This is a genomic window from Marinobacter sp. UBA5687 (assembly GCF_002420325.1).
GTDB lineage: Bacteria > Pseudomonadota > Gammaproteobacteria > Pseudomonadales > Oleiphilaceae > Marinobacter > Marinobacter nauticus.
In genome coordinates this window covers 1-16,695 of record NZ_DIHV01000031.1, presented here as the reverse complement: position 1 = coordinate 16,695, position 16,695 = coordinate 1, and the positions used below count along the sequence as shown (strand labels likewise).

Annotated in this window: 18 protein-coding genes; 16 read left to right on the top strand and 2 right to left on the bottom strand. The window is 56.1% G+C overall.

What is annotated here, in order from left to right:
• Positions 1 to 402 (top strand): hypothetical protein (locus B3Y70_RS03540; RefSeq protein WP_288589200.1); only part of this gene is annotated, 402 nt, incomplete at its 5' end.
• Between the two features lie 177 nt (positions 403 to 579).
• Entirely contained in the window at positions 580 to 1,887 is a 1,308-nt protein-coding gene (locus B3Y70_RS03535; protein ID WP_183577890.1) for an HD-GYP domain-containing protein, read from the top strand.
• On the opposite strand, the gene B3Y70_RS03530 is transcribed toward B3Y70_RS03535, so the two are convergent.
• Complete coding sequence (locus B3Y70_RS03530; RefSeq protein ID WP_023008188.1) at positions 1,877 to 2,992, bottom strand: hypothetical protein; 1,116 nt, start codon at positions 2,990 to 2,992, stop codon at positions 1,877 to 1,879. The genes B3Y70_RS03535 and B3Y70_RS03530 overlap by 11 nt on opposite strands.
• 248 nt (positions 2,993 to 3,240) lie before the next feature.
• Here B3Y70_RS03530 and B3Y70_RS03525 point away from each other — a divergent pair, with 248 nt between their 5' ends.
• Genes B3Y70_RS03525 through queF form a run of 3 tightly spaced genes read left to right on the top strand, consistent with a single transcriptional unit; the run spans position 3,241 to position 5,798 of the window.
• On the top strand, positions 3,241 to 4,191 hold the full coding sequence (locus B3Y70_RS03525; protein WP_014421760.1) for an ABC transporter ATP-binding protein: 951 nt from the start codon (positions 3,241 to 3,243) through the stop codon (positions 4,189 to 4,191).
• The gene (locus B3Y70_RS03520) at positions 4,188 to 4,961 is read left to right on the top strand and encodes an ABC transporter permease (protein WP_011784607.1); all 774 of its coding nucleotides are present in this window, start codon (positions 4,188 to 4,190) and stop codon (positions 4,959 to 4,961) included. The genes B3Y70_RS03525 and B3Y70_RS03520 overlap by 4 nt, the downstream gene beginning before the upstream one ends.
• 18 nt (positions 4,962 to 4,979) lie before the next feature.
• Positions 4,980 to 5,798, top strand: coding sequence for an NADPH-dependent 7-cyano-7-deazaguanine reductase QueF (gene queF, locus B3Y70_RS03515; protein WP_014421759.1), 819 nt, complete (start codon positions 4,980 to 4,982; stop codon positions 5,796 to 5,798).
• Positions 5,799 to 5,807: 9 nt separating this feature from the next.
• On the opposite strand, the gene B3Y70_RS03510 is transcribed toward queF, so the two are convergent.
• Positions 5,808 to 7,247, bottom strand: coding sequence for an adenylate/guanylate cyclase domain-containing protein (locus B3Y70_RS03510; RefSeq protein ID WP_011784609.1), 1,440 nt, complete (start codon positions 7,245 to 7,247; stop codon positions 5,808 to 5,810).
• Positions 7,248 to 7,420: 173 nt separating this feature from the next.
• On the opposite strand from B3Y70_RS03510, the gene B3Y70_RS03505 reads away from it, so the two are divergent.
• The 11 genes from B3Y70_RS03505 to B3Y70_RS03455 form a co-directional block, all read left to right on the top strand.
• Positions 7,421 to 8,002, top strand: coding sequence for a nitroreductase family protein (locus B3Y70_RS03505; RefSeq protein WP_153741113.1), 582 nt, complete (start codon positions 7,421 to 7,423; stop codon positions 8,000 to 8,002).
• A gap of 216 nt (positions 8,003 to 8,218) precedes the next feature.
• On the top strand, positions 8,219 to 8,617 hold the full coding sequence (gene flgB, locus B3Y70_RS03500) for a flagellar basal body rod protein FlgB (RefSeq protein WP_011784611.1): 399 nt from the start codon (positions 8,219 to 8,221) through the stop codon (positions 8,615 to 8,617).
• Between the two features lie 33 nt (positions 8,618 to 8,650).
• The gene (flgC, locus tag B3Y70_RS03495) at positions 8,651 to 9,100 is read left to right on the top strand and encodes a flagellar basal body rod protein FlgC (protein ID WP_022992507.1); all 450 of its coding nucleotides are present in this window, start codon (positions 8,651 to 8,653) and stop codon (positions 9,098 to 9,100) included.
• Between the two features lie 17 nt (positions 9,101 to 9,117).
• On the top strand, positions 9,118 to 9,795 hold the full coding sequence (locus B3Y70_RS03490) for a flagellar hook assembly protein FlgD (protein ID WP_011784613.1): 678 nt from the start codon (positions 9,118 to 9,120) through the stop codon (positions 9,793 to 9,795).
• A 28-nt stretch (positions 9,796 to 9,823) separates the two neighbouring features.
• Positions 9,824 to 11,737, top strand: coding sequence for a flagellar hook protein FlgE (locus B3Y70_RS03485; protein WP_153741114.1), 1,914 nt, complete (start codon positions 9,824 to 9,826; stop codon positions 11,735 to 11,737).
• Positions 11,738 to 11,813: 76 nt separating this feature from the next.
• A complete protein-coding gene (locus B3Y70_RS03480) occupies positions 11,814 to 12,566 on the top strand; it encodes a flagellar basal body rod protein FlgF (protein ID WP_023008193.1) in 753 nt (250 codons plus the stop codon).
• Between the two features lie 81 nt (positions 12,567 to 12,647).
• Positions 12,648 to 13,436, top strand: a complete 789-nt coding sequence (gene flgG, locus B3Y70_RS03475; protein WP_023008194.1) for a flagellar basal-body rod protein FlgG — start codon at positions 12,648 to 12,650, stop codon at positions 13,434 to 13,436.
• A 3-nt stretch (positions 13,437 to 13,439) separates the two neighbouring features.
• Positions 13,440 to 14,141, top strand: coding sequence for a flagellar basal body L-ring protein FlgH (gene flgH, locus B3Y70_RS03470; protein WP_273031488.1), 702 nt, complete (start codon positions 13,440 to 13,442; stop codon positions 14,139 to 14,141).
• Positions 14,138 to 15,232: a flagellar basal body P-ring protein FlgI gene (locus tag B3Y70_RS03465; protein WP_286894343.1), complete on the top strand. Its 1,095-nt coding sequence runs from the start codon at positions 14,138 to 14,140 to the stop codon at positions 15,230 to 15,232. The genes flgH and B3Y70_RS03465 overlap by 4 nt, the downstream gene beginning before the upstream one ends.
• Positions 15,233 to 15,240: 8 nt before the next feature.
• Positions 15,241 to 16,227, top strand: a complete 987-nt coding sequence (gene flgJ / locus B3Y70_RS03460) for a flagellar assembly peptidoglycan hydrolase FlgJ (RefSeq protein ID WP_288589198.1) — start codon at positions 15,241 to 15,243, stop codon at positions 16,225 to 16,227.
• A 6-nt stretch (positions 16,228 to 16,233) separates the two neighbouring features.
• Positions 16,234 to 16,695 (top strand): FlgK family flagellar hook-associated protein (locus tag B3Y70_RS03455; RefSeq protein WP_288589197.1); only part of this gene is annotated, 462 nt, incomplete at its 3' end.

The window sequence follows — 16,695 nt, the reverse complement described above, 5'->3', positions numbered from 1 at the left end:
ACCACCATGAAACTGGAAACCCAGTGTAGTGAACGGGTCTGGCGTATTGCCGACAGCAGTCATGACAGTGCTGGTGATTGTGGTGATGGCATTCGTGCTTGTGGAGACCCCTCGCTGGATGTCTTGGCGGCAACAGGTTCGCCAGCCACAGGGCAGTCTTCCTGTCTCACGGTAAAAACGCCGCAGGGAGGAGGCCGGGTGGCCGATGTCGGCAGCCGCTTTGAGCTTCTGGTTTCCTGCCACCCTGCGAGGGCAACCCTGATGAAGGGTGGCGAAGAGGTGAATGTTGATTACATTCGTCCGTCTGCAGTCGCCTATACGGTTTATGCCAGGAAGGTGCCCCGGGGCTCTTTGAATGCGCGTCTGCCGGATTTTGACGAGACTCAGTGCCTGGAAGATTGAAGTCTGTCTGCTTTTTCCTGTGAGCTTGGTCACAGTGATACATTTCGTTGCCGAGTGAAAATCTGAGTTACGACTTGTTGCGCTTTGGTGACGGTTCGCTACCAAATAGTAATGGTGTCTTGCCGTTAACGTGGCAAACTGGGAACTGTCAAAGAATCCCTGTTCCTGAGGTGTCTAGTGGGCGTTCGTCAGAAAAAAATTGCGGCACATGATCTTGAGATCGGCATGTTCGTGTCTGATCTTGATCGCCCCTGGCATCAAACACCGTTTCCCATCCAGGGCTTTTACCTCCGTTCCGAAAACGATCTGAAAGCCGTTGTCTCCCACTGTAAGTGGGTGATGGTCGATGTGGCGGAAACCCGCGAGGAAATCACCCTCGGGCCAGACAAGGTTCGCCCTTTTGCCCGACGTTCCAACGCCCGGTCCGGTGGTCGTGAGCAATTGCAGCTGGCGCCACTTAGTATTCGCGAACCGGTTGCCTACAAGAACGAAGTGCCTCTCCGAAAAGAGCTCAAAGTATCCCGCAAACTTCTCAGTGATGCGGAACTGGCGCTAAGCCGGATGTTCGAGACCATCCAGGATGACCAGATGCCGGATTTGCGCCCGGCTGCGGAGGTCACCCGCCGCATGGTAGAGAGCGTCGTTCGCCAGCCGAACGCGCTTTTGTGGTTGAGCCGCACCCGCCAGTATGATGATTTTGTGTATCGGCATGCCCTGAATACCGCAGTATGGGCCCTGGTGTGTGGCCGGCAGCTAGGATTGAACGAAGGGCTCCTGAACCATCTGGGAGTGGGGTGTCTTTTGTCGCAGGTGGGTAAGACCGCATTGCCTAAAGAGATGCTGGCCCGAGAGCACCGTCTATCCACTGAAGAATACGCGGCTTATCGCACCTATGTCGAACGTGGTTGTCAGATGCTGGAAGGCGCGGGTCTCTCCAGAGCCGTTATGAGCGTGGTTCAGGGGCACCGCGAGCGGCACAATGGTTCCGGCTTTCCACAGGGAATTCGTGGCGACCGTATCCCGCTGCTGGCAAAAGTTGCAGGTATTGCAGAATTCTTCGAGTCTTTGATTGCGCCCAGGGATGATCAGGATCCCATGACACCGGCAAAAGCGGTATCGCTGTTGTACGATATGCGCAACATCGAATTTCAGGAAGATCTTGTTGAGGCTTTTATCCAGGGTGTGGGCGTGTATCCGACCGGTACTCTGGTGGAGCTTTCTGATGGCCAGCGTGGCATTGTAGTATCCCATTCACCGGGAAGGAGGCTGTGGCCCAGCGTGATGGTCATGCAGGACGCCGAGCATCGGCCGCTGAAATCCGCAAAGATTGTTGATCTGGCCCGGCACAATGAGTCCCGAGGCGCCTCGGAGTTACTGACCGTGCGCGAGTGTTTGCCCCATGGCACCGAGGGCCTGGACCCGGCTGGCTACGATGTAACAGGTGCCGAGTCCCGTTGGTCCCTGGGTAAACTGATTAATCGATAAGTATGCGTATCTGCTTGCGCACCCAGCGATAGGTGCCCTCCGGCCGGAAGTTCACCAGAATTTCTGATTCACCGCCTGTGGGGCCGTCGACCACGTACTCCACTTCTGCCTCTTGCCAGCTTTCGGCGTTAACATAAACGTCGGTTGGGCGTGTGCTTTGGGCTTGCAGCTGGGCCAGTTGAGCGTCCCCCCTGATCTTTTTGACTTTCACGGACTTGATGCTGGTGTCGCCGGCGGCGTGTGTGGCGTCTTCCGGTGACAGGTAGTACTGCCTTGATAACTTCCGGGTTATAGCGGCGAGCTCTCTGCGAAGGTAATTGCGGGCCTGTTCGTTGTCGAATTCATCCATGTTGCGCACGGACTGGAGAATTCGTTCCCGGAGCGCCTCCAGATCTTCCTTGTAGTCGATATCAGGATCCAGCTCACCATCTACAGGGCGGTCATCGGCGTTGTCGATTTCCTCCTGGGTTGGCGGCTCACCGCACAGTGGGTCGTCTTTCGGGTGGAAGCAGATCTCCGCCAGGATCTGGTTGGCCGGCGAATTCTCGGCGGTAAACTCGCCGATGCTGACATTGAAATCTATGGTGTTCGGCAGGTTAGGATCATCAAGCGCCTGGTTGAGCTGGTTGATGACTCGCTCGCGGATGTCGATGCCCTCGTCGTCGTCTACGTTCTCGGTCCAGTTCAGGGCCAGAAGGAAGCGGGACAGGTTCATCAGTGTGTTGTTCTCAAACAATAGCTGTTCACGGACCTGGTGGCTGTTCAGTCCTTCATCGTCAACGGCCGGGGTTTGCAGGGCCGCGCGGGTGTCTTCCTGAAATTCCAGGAAGGTCACGTATTCCCTTGCCGGAATCCCCTCTGCGATAGGGAGATTGCCTACTTTGACCGAGATTGTCTCGCCGGGGTAATAGCGGAACTCGCCACGGGTGTTGGTCTTTCCGGACTGACTGGCAGTCTGGTAGGTCAGCCCACCAACGCCCTGGAAATGAATTTGCCCGGTGCGGGTATCGTCGGATCCGGAGCTGCTGCCACTATCGAAGCAGCCGGTCAGGGCGATGGCTGCAGAGAGTGGCAGAATAAAGCGGGTGAGGTGAACGAGTTTCATGGCGTTTCGTACAATCCCTTCGCGTTGACTTGGAGCATCCGGTGGCCGGTGTCCGATTTGTAAGTTGTTGTAACTGCATTATAGGGATGGCACTTCGGCTATATCGGGAATCCTGTCGCAGTTTGAGGGTTTGGGACACCTGGCTTTAATTGGCTTCGTCCCTTGAATTTTCGGGCGTTGACTCAATCAAATAGCTCTCTATCTTTTTAGCTCCTCTGGAGCCAGGTTTCTGAACAACGGTGGGGTATATGACCTACGCACTGGACATTGAAGGGCTGACCAAGAACTACAGCGATGGTTTTCAGGCCCTCAAAGGCATTGATCTGCACGTTCGGGAAGGCGATTTTTTCGCCTTGCTGGGCCCAAACGGGGCCGGCAAGTCGACCACTCTTGGGATTGTTTCCTCTCTGGTAAACAAGTCGGGCGGCAAGGTCAGGGTGTTCGGCCATGATATCGATACAGACCTCTCAAGCGCCAAACTCTCCTTGGGTGTGGTTCCACAGGAATTCAATTTTAACCAGTTCGAGAAGGTGGAAGATATCGTCACCACGCAGGCTGGTTATTACGGCATACCCCTGAAAACCGCACGGGTGTCTGCGGAAAAGTATCTGAAGAAGCTCGGGCTCTGGGACAAGCGCAACACACCGGCCAGGATGTTGTCCGGTGGTATGAAACGCCGCCTGATGATCGCCCGGGCACTGGTACATGAGCCCAGATTGCTGATTCTTGATGAGCCGACGGCCGGTGTGGATATCGAATTGCGTCGCTCCATGTGGCAATTCCTGGAGGAGATGAATCGTCAGGGGACTACCATCATTCTGACCACCCACTATCTGGAGGAGGCGGAAGCCCTGTGCCGCAATATTGCCATTATTGATCATGGGGAAATCATCCGGCACACCAGCAAGCGGGAACTGCTGCAACAGCTCAGTGTAGAAACCTTTGTACTGGATACCGAGCAGCCGTTAGAGAAAGCCCCTGAACTGACTGCATTCAAAGCCAGCCTGGATGACGATGGTGCGCTTGAAGTGGAAGTTGCCAAGGGACAGGGTTTGAACGCTCTGTTTATCGAACTGGAGAACCTGGGTATTCGTGTGCTGAGCATGCGAACCAAGGCCAACCGGCTGGAAGAGCTGTTCGTTCGCATGGTTGAGGAGAACGCCCGGGAGGCAGAGAAAGCCAGCGAGGTGACAGCATGACACCGCAAGCACTGTGGACAGCCTTTACAACCATCGTTACCCGCGAGGTTCGGCGCTTTACCCGGATCTGGCCGCAGACGCTGTTGCCGCCGGCCGTCACGATGACGCTGTATTTTATTATTTTTGGCAACCTGATTGGTTCCCGCATCGGTGAAATGGGCGGCTACGACTATATGCAGTTCATTGTGCCGGGCCTGATCATGATGGCGGTGATCACCAATTCCTACTCCAATGTGGTGTCGTCGTTTTTCTCTATGAAGTTCCAGCGCAGTATTGAGGAATTGCTCGTGTCGCCGGTGCCGAACTGGACCATCCTGGCGGGCTATGTGGCTGGTGGTATGGCCCGGGGTCTGAGTATCGGCCTGATCGTCACCTTGCTGTCGCTGGCATTCACTCAGTTAAGTATCCATAACCTGCTGATGGTGGTTATCACGGTGATTCTCACATCGGCATTGTTCTCTCTGGGTGGCTTCATCAACGCCATGCTGGCGACCAAGTTTGATGACATTTCCATTGTCCCGACCTTTGTGCTTACTCCGCTAACGTACCTTGGGGGTGTGTTCTACAGCATCGACATGCTGCCGTCGTTCTGGCAGGGCGTGTCCATGGCGAATCCGATCCTGTATATGGTTAACGGTTTTCGCTTCGGCATACTGGGTGTTTCGGACGTTAATCCGTTCGTGTCTCTTGGTATGATTCTGGTTTTCATCGTCTTGCTGGCGGCGGTAGCCTTGCGCATGCTTGCCCGTGGCAAGGGCATTCGACACTGATTCTATTCCGGAACTGATATGGCTCTTGATAACGCGCCACTGGGCAAGTCCAGTGAATACCCTGATCAGTATGATCCGTCTCTGCTGTTCCCGGTGGCCCGGGAAGAAAACCGCCGGCGAATCGGCCTGGACGATGGTCGCTGGCCCTGGTTTGGCGAGGACATGTGGCAGGCGTGGGAAATCTCCTGGCTGAAGCCCGGCGGTGTACCGGCCGTGGCCTGGGGAGAAATCCGGTTTCCTGCGGCATCGCCTGCCATTATTGAGAGCAAATCCCTGAAGTTGTATCTGAACTCTCTGAATCAGGCGGTGTTCTCGTCTCCGGATCAAGTGGCCGAGACCATTACCCAGGATCTTTCGAGTGCCTGTGGTGCGGCGGTGGATGTGACGCTTCTGAGTGTGGATGACTCAGCGCCTGCAATCGGCCGGCCCGAAGGATACGAGTTGATCGATGATGAAACGCTAGAGCAGGTGGCCTACGACTATGCGCCTGAGTCGCTGACAACCAGCGAGCCGGTGGTCAGTGAAGGCTTGTGTTCACATCTTCTGAAAAGCAACTGTCCAGTGACCGGCCAACCCGACTGGGCCACGGTACTGATTCGCTATTCCGGGAGGAAGATTGATCGGGCAGGGTTGCTGCGCTATATCGTGAGCTTCCGTCAGAAACAGGATTTTCACGAACATTGTGTTGAAACCATCTTTACTGACTTGATGGCGAGGTGTCAGCCGGAATCCTTGATGGTGTGCGCCCGTTACACCCGGCGTGGTGGCCTGGATATCAACCCCTGGCGCAGCACATGTGCTGAAGATGGTCCGGGGCCGCGGCTGGTTAGGCAGTAGCAGGCTCGGCTATTCGGTATCGTCTTCCTGACGCAGTCGGTCGGCTGCGTCTTCGAGGGCGCTGAGTATGGCTTTGCGCTCCCGTTCGGTGACCTTATCGGAATCCAGGTACATGGCAAAGCCGCTGTGTTCGTGTTCCAGGAAGCTACGGTGAGGCCCCATGTCGCGCCGGAAATCCACCACCTCGTAGATGGGCACCGGCTTGCCAAAGCCTTTTACGGTAATCTCGCCCTTGTCCCGGCACATAATGCGGTCTTTGATCAGCGAGAAGGTCTCATACGACACCAGAATCTCGCCTGGTTCCGCCAGGGACTCCAGTCGGCTGGCGAGGTTCACTTCCTTGCCGATAATGGTGTAATCCATCCGGTTTTCGGCGCCGAAGTTACCAACCGTGGTGTAGCCGGTACTGATGCCCATGCGGATTTCCAGGGGCGTCTTGATGCCCTGGCTGCGCCATTTCTGGCGCATGATCTTCATGTGTTTGCGCATCTCGATGGCCATGGACACACACGAGAACGCATCTTCTTTCTGGCCGCGACTGGTCGGGTCGCCAAAGAACACCATGATGGAATCGCCAACAAACTTGTCGATGGTGCCGCCGTATTTCAGGGCCACCTCAGACATCTCGTTGAAGTAGTGATTCAGAAGCTCGGTAAGGGCTTCCGGTTCCATCTCCTCCGACAGTTCGGTAAAGCCTTTTATGTCTGAGAAGAACACTGCCAGTTTCTTGCGCTGGGTTTCAAGCCGAACATCCCGTTCCCCGGTAAAGATGGACTGCCAAACCTGAGGCGACAGGTATTTCGAGAGTTTGTGGGACAGGGCGATGGACTGTTCCCGCTGGTTCTGAATCTGGGTCTTTGCCAGCAGCAGGGCCCGGGCCTGCTGGTGTGAGTAATAGGCAGTAACGCATATGTACGTGCCTGTGGCCAAAATGGCGACAATGCTGGTGAGCAGGGGGGCTTCCAGATCGGCGGCGGTGCCGGTTGCCGCCACTGTGGCGGCCATGGCGGCAGACATGAGCGCTGTGCCGAACAACCATTGCCTGACGCCGCCCACGATCAGACAGCTGAACATCAGCATCAGGACAACCGATACCGATGGAATGGCGATCAATCCGATCAAGCCAATAAAGCTGCCTCCGATTATGCAGTCGAGGAACAGCATTTTTTGCCGAATCCGGGCTGAACGTCGCAGGAAGGTTCGCCGTGTAAGCACGTGCGCGAGATGTGGCCAGATCAGAGCGCCAGCCACCATCCAGAGAAGCAATTGGGGAAACACATCCTGAAGGACACCCGTGACAATAATGGCGGCAGTGGCGGTGTAGGCCAGTATCCGACCGTTGTAATCGGGCATCGGTGGAATCGCCACCGTGTGGTCGTAGATGTCGCCTTGCCCCAGCTTGCCGGTATTGCCGGTTACGCTGCGTAATTCAGCGGGTGCGCTCATCATTTTCAGAACCGGATCCTTCCGATAAGTATGTCGCTCATTGTATGCTGCCGATTCTTTATAATTGTTGGTTTGAACTACGACTAAAGATTAACAGCATTACGTAGAACTCACAATTCATCGGGGCCGCTTCCGGCCCAACCGAAAATCATGCAACCAATCAACAGCGAGACTGTATGAGTTCGATAACCCGTTTTATTCTGGATCGTGCTTCGGAGCCCCGTTTGCAGGCACCGGCACCACCGGTGTCAGTGGTTGATCAGGCCTTCCGGTGCGCGGCCCGGGCCCCGGATCATGCGTTGTTGAGGCCCTGGCGTTATCTCGTGGTAGAGGGGGAAGGCCTGGCAGCTCTGGGCGACCTGTTTGCAGAATGCTGCCCGCCGGAGGCTTCTGATAAGGAGCGTGAGAAGGCCCGGAATGCTCCGGCTCGTGCACCCATGATTATTGTCGGTATTGCGTCGCCCCGTCATCATCCGAAGGTGCCGGAGGTGGAGCAGGTAATGTCGGCAGCGGCCGGTATGAGTTTTATCTCCCTGGCGCTGAATGATGCCGGCTACGGCGCCATGTGGCGAACCGGGCCGGTGGCTTATCATCCGTCGCTGCATGACGGTCTTGGGCTGGTGCCGGGCGAGTCCATTGTCGGTTTCCTCTATACCGGTACCGTTGCCAGTGAGAAACCATCGGTGCCCCGGCCGGATACCAAAGAGTATGTCTCAAGGTGGGCCGCGCCAGGGCGCACTTCCCCCTGGCAAGTCTGAGCCTCGATCAGCGGCAGGTCCGCCTGGGGAAACTCGTTGCCGCCCTCGTTGCGTTTAACCGGAATTTGCCGCTCATTTATTAGACAGTCCTCTTCGAAGCCCGCATTACAGCGGGCTTTTTCAATTCTGGCACTCTGCTTGCTTTAATCACTTCAGAACGCAAAACCGGCAAGTTCACAGGTTCAGCCTGGTCGGTGCAAAGATCTGGAGGCAGTAATGGCTATTACATTCGACAAAGCGCTTGGTATTCATGAGCACGCGCTGCAGGCGCGGGTCAAGCGGGCCGAAGTGCTGGCGAACAACCTGGCAAATGCCGACACCCCGGGCTACAAAGCCCGCGACGTGGATTTCCAGGCGATGATGCAGAAGGCGCAGGATTCCATGACGGGCTTTGGTATGACCACGACCCACAGTGGCCATATGGACACCTCCAGCCCTGGCGCTGACGGCGAGCTGCTGTACCGTACCCCGCACCAGCCATCAATTGATGGCAATACCGTGGATGCGCAGGCCGAGCAGACCCGTTTCATGCGCAACGCCATGGATTACCAGGCCAGCTTCCAGTTCCTGAGTAGTCGGTTTTCCGGCCTGACCAAGGCGCTGAAGGGCGAATAAGCCGCAGTCCGTACGAGATTGAAGGAGATTGTCATGTCACTGGGTAACATTTTCGACATCGCCGGTTCCGGCATGACCGCACAGTCACTGCGGCTCAACACCACCGCGTCTAACATTGCCAACGCAGAAACCGCCAGTTCGAGCACGGATACAACGTACCGTGCCCGCAAACCGGTGTTTGCCGCTATTCAGCAGGCCATGCTGAACCCTGATCAGCAGGGATTTGGTATTGGTTCCGAAGAGGGGGCCGGGGCAGGTGTTCGCGTTGAGGGGATTGTCGAGAGCGATGCAGAACTGCAGATGCGCTATGAGCCGAATCACCCTGCCGCGAACGAGGAAGGGTACGTTTATTACCCCAACGTGAACGTGGTTGAGGAAATGGCGGACATGATGTCGTCGTCCCGCAGTTTTCAGATGAATGTGGATGTCATGAACACCGCCAAATCCATGATGCAGCGAATTCTGACACTGGGTCAGCAGTAACAAGTGAGGATTAAGCCATGAGTGCAGTGAATTCCGCAGCCGCCTCAGACGTGCTGAGCCAGTACCAACTGAACCAGGAGGGCAAGACCCCTGGTGGCAACGAGCTGGGTAAAGACGCGTTTATGGAGCTGATGCTGGCGCAGCTCAAGAATCAGAACCCACTGGAGCCGCAGGACAACGGCGATTTTATCGCCCAGTTGGCCCAGTTCAGTTCACTGGAAGAAATGCAGAATCTGTCGGGCAGTGTCGACGATGTGGTTGGTCAGTTCCGGTCCAGCCAGGCCTTGCAGGCCTCGGCGATGGTAGGCAAAACCGTTCTGGCACCCTCCAGTGTGGGCATTCTGGGTAGCGAAGGCGAGATAACTGGCACCATTCAGGTGCCGGCTTCCACGGGTGGGCTGCGACTGTCGGTCATGAATCAAAGCGGTGAGTTAGTTCGCCAGATTGATATGGGCAGCAGCCAGGCTGGTGTGGTTTCGTTCCAGTGGGATGGGCAAGACGGCAACGGCAATCCTTTGCCGCCCGGCCCCTACTCGATTGTGGCGCAGGGCTCCTATCCCTCCGGATCGGAGCAGTTGGCGACCATGGTGAGCGCCAATGTCGACAGTGTGTCGTTGGGGCAGGGTGGTTCCATTACTCTGAATCTGGCCGGAATGGGCTCCATTCCGCTGTCTGAAGTCAAACAAATCAACTGATCCGGTGTCAGACCAGGAGGTATAAGTCATGGCATTTAACACAGGTTTGAGTGGTCTGCGCGCCGCTTCGGTGGATCTGGATGTCACCGGTAACAACATCGCCAACGCCAGTACCGTCGGCTTCAAAAGCAGCAAGGTACAGTTCGGTGATTTGTACGCCAGTGGTTTCCTGAGTGCCGGTACCAATCCGATTGGCGACGGCGTGCGGGTGCAGGACGTAAAGCAGTCATTCGGTCAGGGCAATATCAGCTTCACCGATAACGGCCTGGATATGGCTATCAGTGGTGATGGCTTCTTTATTCTGAACAATGGCGGTGAAATCCGTTACTCCCGGGCTGGCCAGTTCGGGATTGATAAAGAAGGCTATGTTGTTAATAACCAGAATATGAGGGTGCAGGGTTATACCGCTGATGATGATGGCAACCTGTCTGGCATCCGTGGTGACCTTCAGATTGAAACCGACAACCTGGCGCCCCGTCGCACAACGAATCTCCAGACCGATCTGAATCTGGATTCCCGAGAGGCTGTGCTTGAGCGTCGCATCCGGGATTTTGATCCGATCGCGCTTGCAGATCTTCAAGGTTCCGGCTTTACCTTCGGCTACTCCGACGGCACCAGTGATTACACGGTACCGCAGATTGATGCCACGGCTTCTGCCAGTGATGCTGCCATTGCCATTAATGCTGCGCCGGGAGTAACGGCCACTGCCAGAACCGCAGCTTCCCTGACCGGTTTGACCGATAGCGATGTGAGCAGCGCCACCAATTTCCGGCTTGAAATCCGGATAGACGGATCTGCACCGATCCCGCTGAATCTGGAAAATGTATCCTCCCTGGAAGATGTGGCGGAAGCCATTAACGACACCAGCGACAATGCGATCTCGGCCTCGGTTGTCGATGATGACGAAGACCCCTCAACCCCCGATGTTTTGCGAATCATCCACAGTGGTGGGCAGCCGCTGGAGGTAGCCTACGGCGATGCTCCCACAGGTACTCCGCTCACCAACAACCAGCAATATGACGGTGAGGTGTTCGTTACCACCGATCGCAATGTTGAGCAGGTGACCACTGATTCAGGTAGCAACGCGTTTGAAGTCGCCTTCAATGCGACACCGTTTACCGTAACCAACGAATTCAATCCCATCGACCAGCGTACTTACAACCACGCAACGTCGACCACCATTTTTGACAGCCTGGGCAATTCCCACGAATTGACCCAGTTCTATGTAAAAGAGCCATCTCCGGGTAACGGGGTGGGTCAGAGCCAGTGGTCTATCTACCTCCAGATTGACGGTGAACTGGTGGGTGGTACCGACCAGACGCCATACACTGCCTTGTTTGACCAGGATGGCCAGCTGGAATCCATCAACGGTGATCCGAACGGTGAGTTGATTATTACCGACTGGGTGCCTAAGGATCCAAGCGGTGATCCGAACGGTGCTGACGGCCCGCCGGCAAATCCCGGTGATGTGGTCAGCCCGATTCCTGAGCCGGCCACCAGTTCTGCGTTCGTTGTCAATCTGGCCAATACCACCCAGTATGGCGCGGCATTTGGTGTTAACGATCAGCAGCAGAACGGCTACACCACCGGCCGTCTTTCAGGCCTCGATGTGTCCGACCAGGGCGTGATCTTCGCCCGGTATACCAATGGTCAGTCCAAGTCTCTGGGTCAGGTGGCGCTGGCTGCGTTCAATAACACTGACGGTCTTTCTCCGGTGGGTGACACCACATGGGTGGAAACCTTTGAATCCGGCCAGCCGGTGATTGGTGCTCCCGATACCGGCACGCTTGGTTCCATCAAGGCCAGCTCCGTAGAGGACTCCAATGTGGATCTTTCGGCAGAGCTGGTGAACCTGATCATTGCCCAGCGCAACTACCAGGCTAACGCCAAAACCATTGAAACCTCCGATGCGGTCACCCAGACCATCATCAACCTCCGATAATTTCGCGCCCTAGCGAACATGGCATGACTCCTGCAGGAAGACTGGAAACAGTCAAAATTCCGGCAGGAGTTTGCCCATGGACAAAGCCCTCTATATTGGAATGTCTGGCGCCAAGCAGAACATGCTGGCCCAGCGTGCCCATGCCAACAACCTGGCTAACGTCAATACCACCGGGTTCAAGAAGGATTTTGCCCAGGCCCGCAGTATGCCCGTGTTCGGTGAGCACCATCCCACCCGCGCCTACGCCATGACCGAGCGGCCCGGCACTGATCTCTCGCCCGGCGCTTTAATGGAGACCGGACGTAAGCTGGATGTGGCGGTAGACGGCGGTGGCTGGCTCGCCGTTCAAAACAATCTGGGCGAAGAGGTATTCACCCGTACCGGTAGCTTACAGGTCGACGTGAACGGGCTTGTGCGGCTGGCGAGTGGTGAGCTGGTTCTGGGTAACGGTGGGCCGGTGGCTCTTCCTCCTTTTGACAATCTTCAGGTTGGCTCGGACGGCACCATCTCCATTGTGCCGGTAGGTGGGCCGCCGGATCAGTTGGTGGAAGTTGACCGACTGAAGCTTGTCAACCCACCGGCAGATGCACTTGAGAAAGGTCTGGATGGGTTCATTCGACGCAAGCCGGATCAGGCTCTGGATGGTCCAGAGCCACCGGATGCAGCCATGCGTGTCGCCACTGGTTTTCTCGAAAGTTCAAACGTGAATGCGGTGGAGGAAATGATCTCCAACCTGCAGTTGTCTCGCCAATACGAGATGCAGGTAAAGGTGATGTCGACCGCCAATGAAAATTCCGAGGCTACGGCACGACTGTTGCAGAACCTCTGATAACGATGATCAAACGCCATCGGTTGGCGGAGAGCGGCAAAAGATCGCCGCATCGGCCACCGGCAGGCAAGGAGCAAAACCATGCATCCAGCACTTTGGGTCAGTAAAACCGGGTTGAGCGCGCAGGACACCAACATGTCCACCATTTCCAACAACCTGGCCAATGTGAATACCACCGGCTTCAAGCGGGATAGGGCGGTGTTCCAGGATCTGCTGTATCAGATAAACCGTCAGCCCGGCGGGCAGAGCACTGAGAACACGCAGTTGCCCTCTGGCCTGCAGCTGGGGACCGGGGTCCGGATTGTTGGCACTGCCAAGCAATTCAGCCAGGGCAACCTGCAGATAACTGAACAGCCTCTGGATATGGCGGTGAATGGTCGGGGATTCTTTCAGATTCAGATGCCGGACGGACAGATCGCCTATACCCGGGATGGCCAGTTTCAACTGAACTCTGACGGCGATGTGGTCACACCGGATGGTTTTCCGCTTCAGCCGAATATCAATGTGCCGGAGAATGCCACCAATATCACCATTGGCAAAGATGGGACGGTCACCGCTATTACCGATGACCAGGCTGCGCCCGTCAACCTCGGGCAGATCACCCTGGTGGACTTCATCAACCCGCAGGGCTTGCAGGCCATCGGTAATAATCTGTTCAAGCAGACCAATGCCAGTGGTGATCCGGCTGAAGGTGAAGCCGGACTTGCCGGTCTCGGGTCCATTGAACAGGGCACCATTGAATCCTCCAACGTAGAGGTGGTGGAAGAGCTGGTGAACATGATTACGACCCAGCGTGCCTATGAAATGAACTCCAAGGTGGTTTCGACCACAGACCAGATGCTTCAGTTCATCACCAACAATATTGGTTAAGTCATGAAACGCATTCAACGCAGTTTATACACTGAACGGCTGGCCACCCTGGCACTGGTGGGTGTGCTGATTGTGCTGCAGGGATGCACCGCCATGTCTCGCCCCCGGGCTATGCCGGACGATCCGGCCTATGCTCCGGTTCGTGCTCAATCGATGATGCAGCGCGACCCGGATTCCGGGGCAATCTACCAGGTGTCCAGGAATTACAATCTGTACGGCGATACCAAGGCACTCAACGTGGGTGACGTGCTGACGGTGTTGCTGCAGGAATCCACCAGTGCCACCAAGAACGCTGAAACCTCCATTACCAAGGATCAGGAACTGAGCATTCCGGAACCGAGCATCTTTGGAAAGACAAATATCGGCTTGAACGCTTCTGCCAATTTTGAGCGGGACTTTGAAGGCTCCGCCGAAGCTGACCAGAGCAACAGCCTGGCTGGCAGTATTACCGTAACGGTTACCGAGGTTCTGCCTAATGGTGTGCTTCGTGTCCGCGGCGAGAAGTGGTTGTCTCTCACCAATGGGGACGAATACATCCGGTTGACCGGTCTGGTTCGGCCACAGGATATCCAGCCGGATAATACCGTTGCCTCTAATCGTGTTGCAGATGCCCGGTTTGCTTACGGCGGTACCGGTGATTTTGACCAGGCCAACCAGATGGGCTGGCTGGCTCGCTTCTTTAACAGTGAGTGGTGGCCGCTATGATCCGTAAACTGATGGCTGTTTTGGCCCTGACGGCCCTGTGTGTCGCGCCGGTGATGGCTGACCGCCTGAAAGACCTGGCCAAGGTGAAGGGTGTGCGCAACAACCAGTTGATTGGTTATGGCCTGGTGGTCGGTCTTGATGGTACCGGCGACAAAGCGCCGTTTACCAACCAGACCTTCCGCAACATGATGAACCAGTTCGGAATAACCTTGCCGGATGGCGTGAACCCGAATCTGGCCAATGTGGCGGCGGTAACCGTAAGCGCGACTTTGCCGGCCTTTGCCAAAGCCGGGCAGGAGCTGGACATCACGGTTTCATCCATCGGAAATGCCGATAGCCTGCGTGGTGGAACCTTGTTGATGACACCGTTGAAAGGCGCAGACGGTCAGGTTTATGCCATGGCGCAGGGCAGCCTGGTGGTGGGCGGTTTTGGCGCCCAGGGCCAGGATGGTTCCCGGATTACCGTGAACATACCCAGCGTCGGCAGAATTCCCAACGGCGCTACCATTGAGCGTGAGGTGGAATCGCCGTTCAACCGGGGCGATACCATCACCTTCAACCTGTTGCGTTCCGACTTTACCACGGCCCGCCGTGTGGTTGAGGCGATTAATGGTCGTCTGGGCCCGGACATGGCTTATGCACACGACGCCACGTCTATATCGGTGCGGGCACCCAGGGACCCATCACAGAGAGTGAGTTTTCTGTCCATTCTGGAGAACATTGAGGTAGATCCGGCTCAGGAAGCCGCAAGAGTGGTGATCAATAGCCGCACCGGTACCATCGTGGTCGGCCAGAATGTAAAAGTGAGCCCGGCTGCCATTACCCATGGCAACCTGACCGTGACTATTCAGGAAAACCCCGAGGTAGTGCAGCCCAATCCTCTGGCTCAGGGTGATACAGCCGTTCAGCAGAATACCCAGATCGCTGTGACGGAAGACCCGGCACGGATGTTCCAGTTCGGCCCGGCAACAACGCTTAACGAAATTGTTCAGGCTGTAAACCAGGTAGGGGCGGCGCCAGGCGATGTGATGGCGGTGCTTGAAGCACTCAAACAGGCTGGCGCGCTTCGTGCCGAATTGATTGTGATCTAGGTATCGCCATGCAGGATCCAAGACTACAGCAAGCCCAGGTCTACACCGATTTCAGTGGTCTGAATGCACTGAAGACCCAGGCTCGAACTGACAAACAGGCTGCACTGGAGCAGGTTGCAAAGCAGTTCGAGAGCCTGTTCCTGTCAGAGATGCTTAAATCCATGCGCAAGGCAGGCGAGGTGTTTGCCGAAGGAAACTACCTGAACAGCAATGAAAGCCAGATGTACCGGGATATGTTCGACAGCCAGATAAGCTTGAGTATGGCCGGTGGCACCGGTACCGGGCTGGCGGAAGCGCTGGTCCGGCAACTGAGTCAACAGATCCCTGGGCTCGGTGAGGATGGAGAGAAACTGGCGGGTCACAAGGGCGCCATTACCGATTACGACCGCAGTATGCCGGCGATTTCCAGGGAGTTGCCGGAGCGAATGGCAGAGGTGGCGGATGTAGCTGCGAAGGTAAAAGCAGAGCCAGCGCAGAACCCCGGCAAGTTGCCGGAGGTATTTGAGTCGCCAGAGCATTTTGTTGAGCAGCTCATGCCGTTCGCAGAGCAGATCGGAAAGGAGACCGGCATTGATCCGCGCCTGATGATTGCCCAGGCGGCGCTCGAAACCGGTTGGGGCAAACACATGATCAAAGGCGATGGTTCGCAGCCGAGTTTCAATCTGTTTGGCATCAAGGCAGACAGTCGTTGGGGCGGTGACGCTGTGAGCATTACCACTACCGAATTCCGGGGTGGCGTGGCGATGAAAGAGCGGGCAGATTTCCGGGCCTATCCGGACTACGAAGCCAGCTTCCGGGACTACGTTGACTTCCTGCAAAACAATCCCCGTTACCGCGATGTTCTGTCATCGGCAGATGAGCCAGAAGTCTTTGCTGAGAAGCTGCAGGAAGCGGGTTATGCAACCGATCCGGAATACGGAGCCAAGATCCGTCGGATCATGAATCGTGATTCTCTGATGACACTGTCGATGAGCAGTGACAGAGTAAAGGAGTAACAGATCATGGCGGGCTTGATCGGTATTGGTCTGAGTGGGGTATTGGGGCACCAGGCGGCGCTCAACACCACTGCAAATAACATAACCAACGCAAATACGCCGGGTTACAGTCGCCAGGAGGTCCAGTTCGAGACCCAGGAAGGTCGGCGTACAGGTGCAGGGACCATCGGCAGTGGCGTATCCGTCGCTAATATCCGCCGGCTGGCAGATGCCTATCTGAGTCAGCAGTTACGTGAGGACAGCACACTGTTTGGCGAGCAGAATGCTTTCAACGCCGAACTCACGCGGCTGGATAACCTGTTAGGCGGCGAAGACACCGGTCTGAACAAAGCTCTGAACAACTTTTTCTCGGCTATGCAGAATGCCGCGGAAGACCCTACGTCGTTGCCCCAACGCCAGCTCGTGCTCAGTGAAGCCCAACAACTGGTGAATCGCTTTCAGGGATTGAACCAGGAGTTCATCCAGCAG

Excerpts from the sequence above, each read along its gene's own strand:
- B3Y70_RS03520 (WP_011784607.1), top strand. The coding sequence starts at position 4,188 with ATGACACCGCAAGCACTGTGGACAGCCTTTACAACCATCGTTACCCGC.
- B3Y70_RS03485 (WP_153741114.1), top strand. The coding sequence starts at position 9,824 with ATGGCATTTAACACAGGTTTGAGTGGTCTGCGCGCCGCTTCGGTGGAT.
- flgB (WP_011784611.1), top strand. The coding sequence starts at position 8,219 with ATGGCTATTACATTCGACAAAGCGCTTGGTATTCATGAGCACGCGCTG.
- B3Y70_RS03465 (WP_286894343.1), top strand. The coding sequence starts at position 14,138 with ATGATCCGTAAACTGATGGCTGTTTTGGCCCTGACGGCCCTGTGTGTC.
- flgH (WP_273031488.1), top strand. The coding sequence starts at position 13,440 with ATGAAACGCATTCAACGCAGTTTATACACTGAACGGCTGGCCACCCTG.
- flgG (WP_023008194.1), top strand. The coding sequence starts at position 12,648 with ATGCATCCAGCACTTTGGGTCAGTAAAACCGGGTTGAGCGCGCAGGAC.
- B3Y70_RS03480 (WP_023008193.1), top strand. The coding sequence starts at position 11,814 with ATGGACAAAGCCCTCTATATTGGAATGTCTGGCGCCAAGCAGAACATG.
- B3Y70_RS03510 (WP_011784609.1), bottom strand. The coding sequence starts at position 7,247 with ATGATGAGCGCACCCGCTGAATTACGCAGCGTAACCGGCAATACCGGC.
- B3Y70_RS03505 (WP_153741113.1), top strand. The coding sequence starts at position 7,421 with ATGAGTTCGATAACCCGTTTTATTCTGGATCGTGCTTCGGAGCCCCGT.
- B3Y70_RS03490 (WP_011784613.1), top strand. The coding sequence starts at position 9,118 with ATGAGTGCAGTGAATTCCGCAGCCGCCTCAGACGTGCTGAGCCAGTAC.
- B3Y70_RS03530 (WP_023008188.1), bottom strand. The coding sequence starts at position 2,992 with ATGAAACTCGTTCACCTCACCCGCTTTATTCTGCCACTCTCTGCAGCC.
- flgJ (WP_288589198.1), top strand. The coding sequence starts at position 15,241 with ATGCAGGATCCAAGACTACAGCAAGCCCAGGTCTACACCGATTTCAGT.
- flgC (WP_022992507.1), top strand. The coding sequence starts at position 8,651 with ATGTCACTGGGTAACATTTTCGACATCGCCGGTTCCGGCATGACCGCA.
- B3Y70_RS03525 (WP_014421760.1), top strand. The coding sequence starts at position 3,241 with ATGACCTACGCACTGGACATTGAAGGGCTGACCAAGAACTACAGCGAT.
- queF (WP_014421759.1), top strand. The coding sequence starts at position 4,980 with ATGGCTCTTGATAACGCGCCACTGGGCAAGTCCAGTGAATACCCTGAT.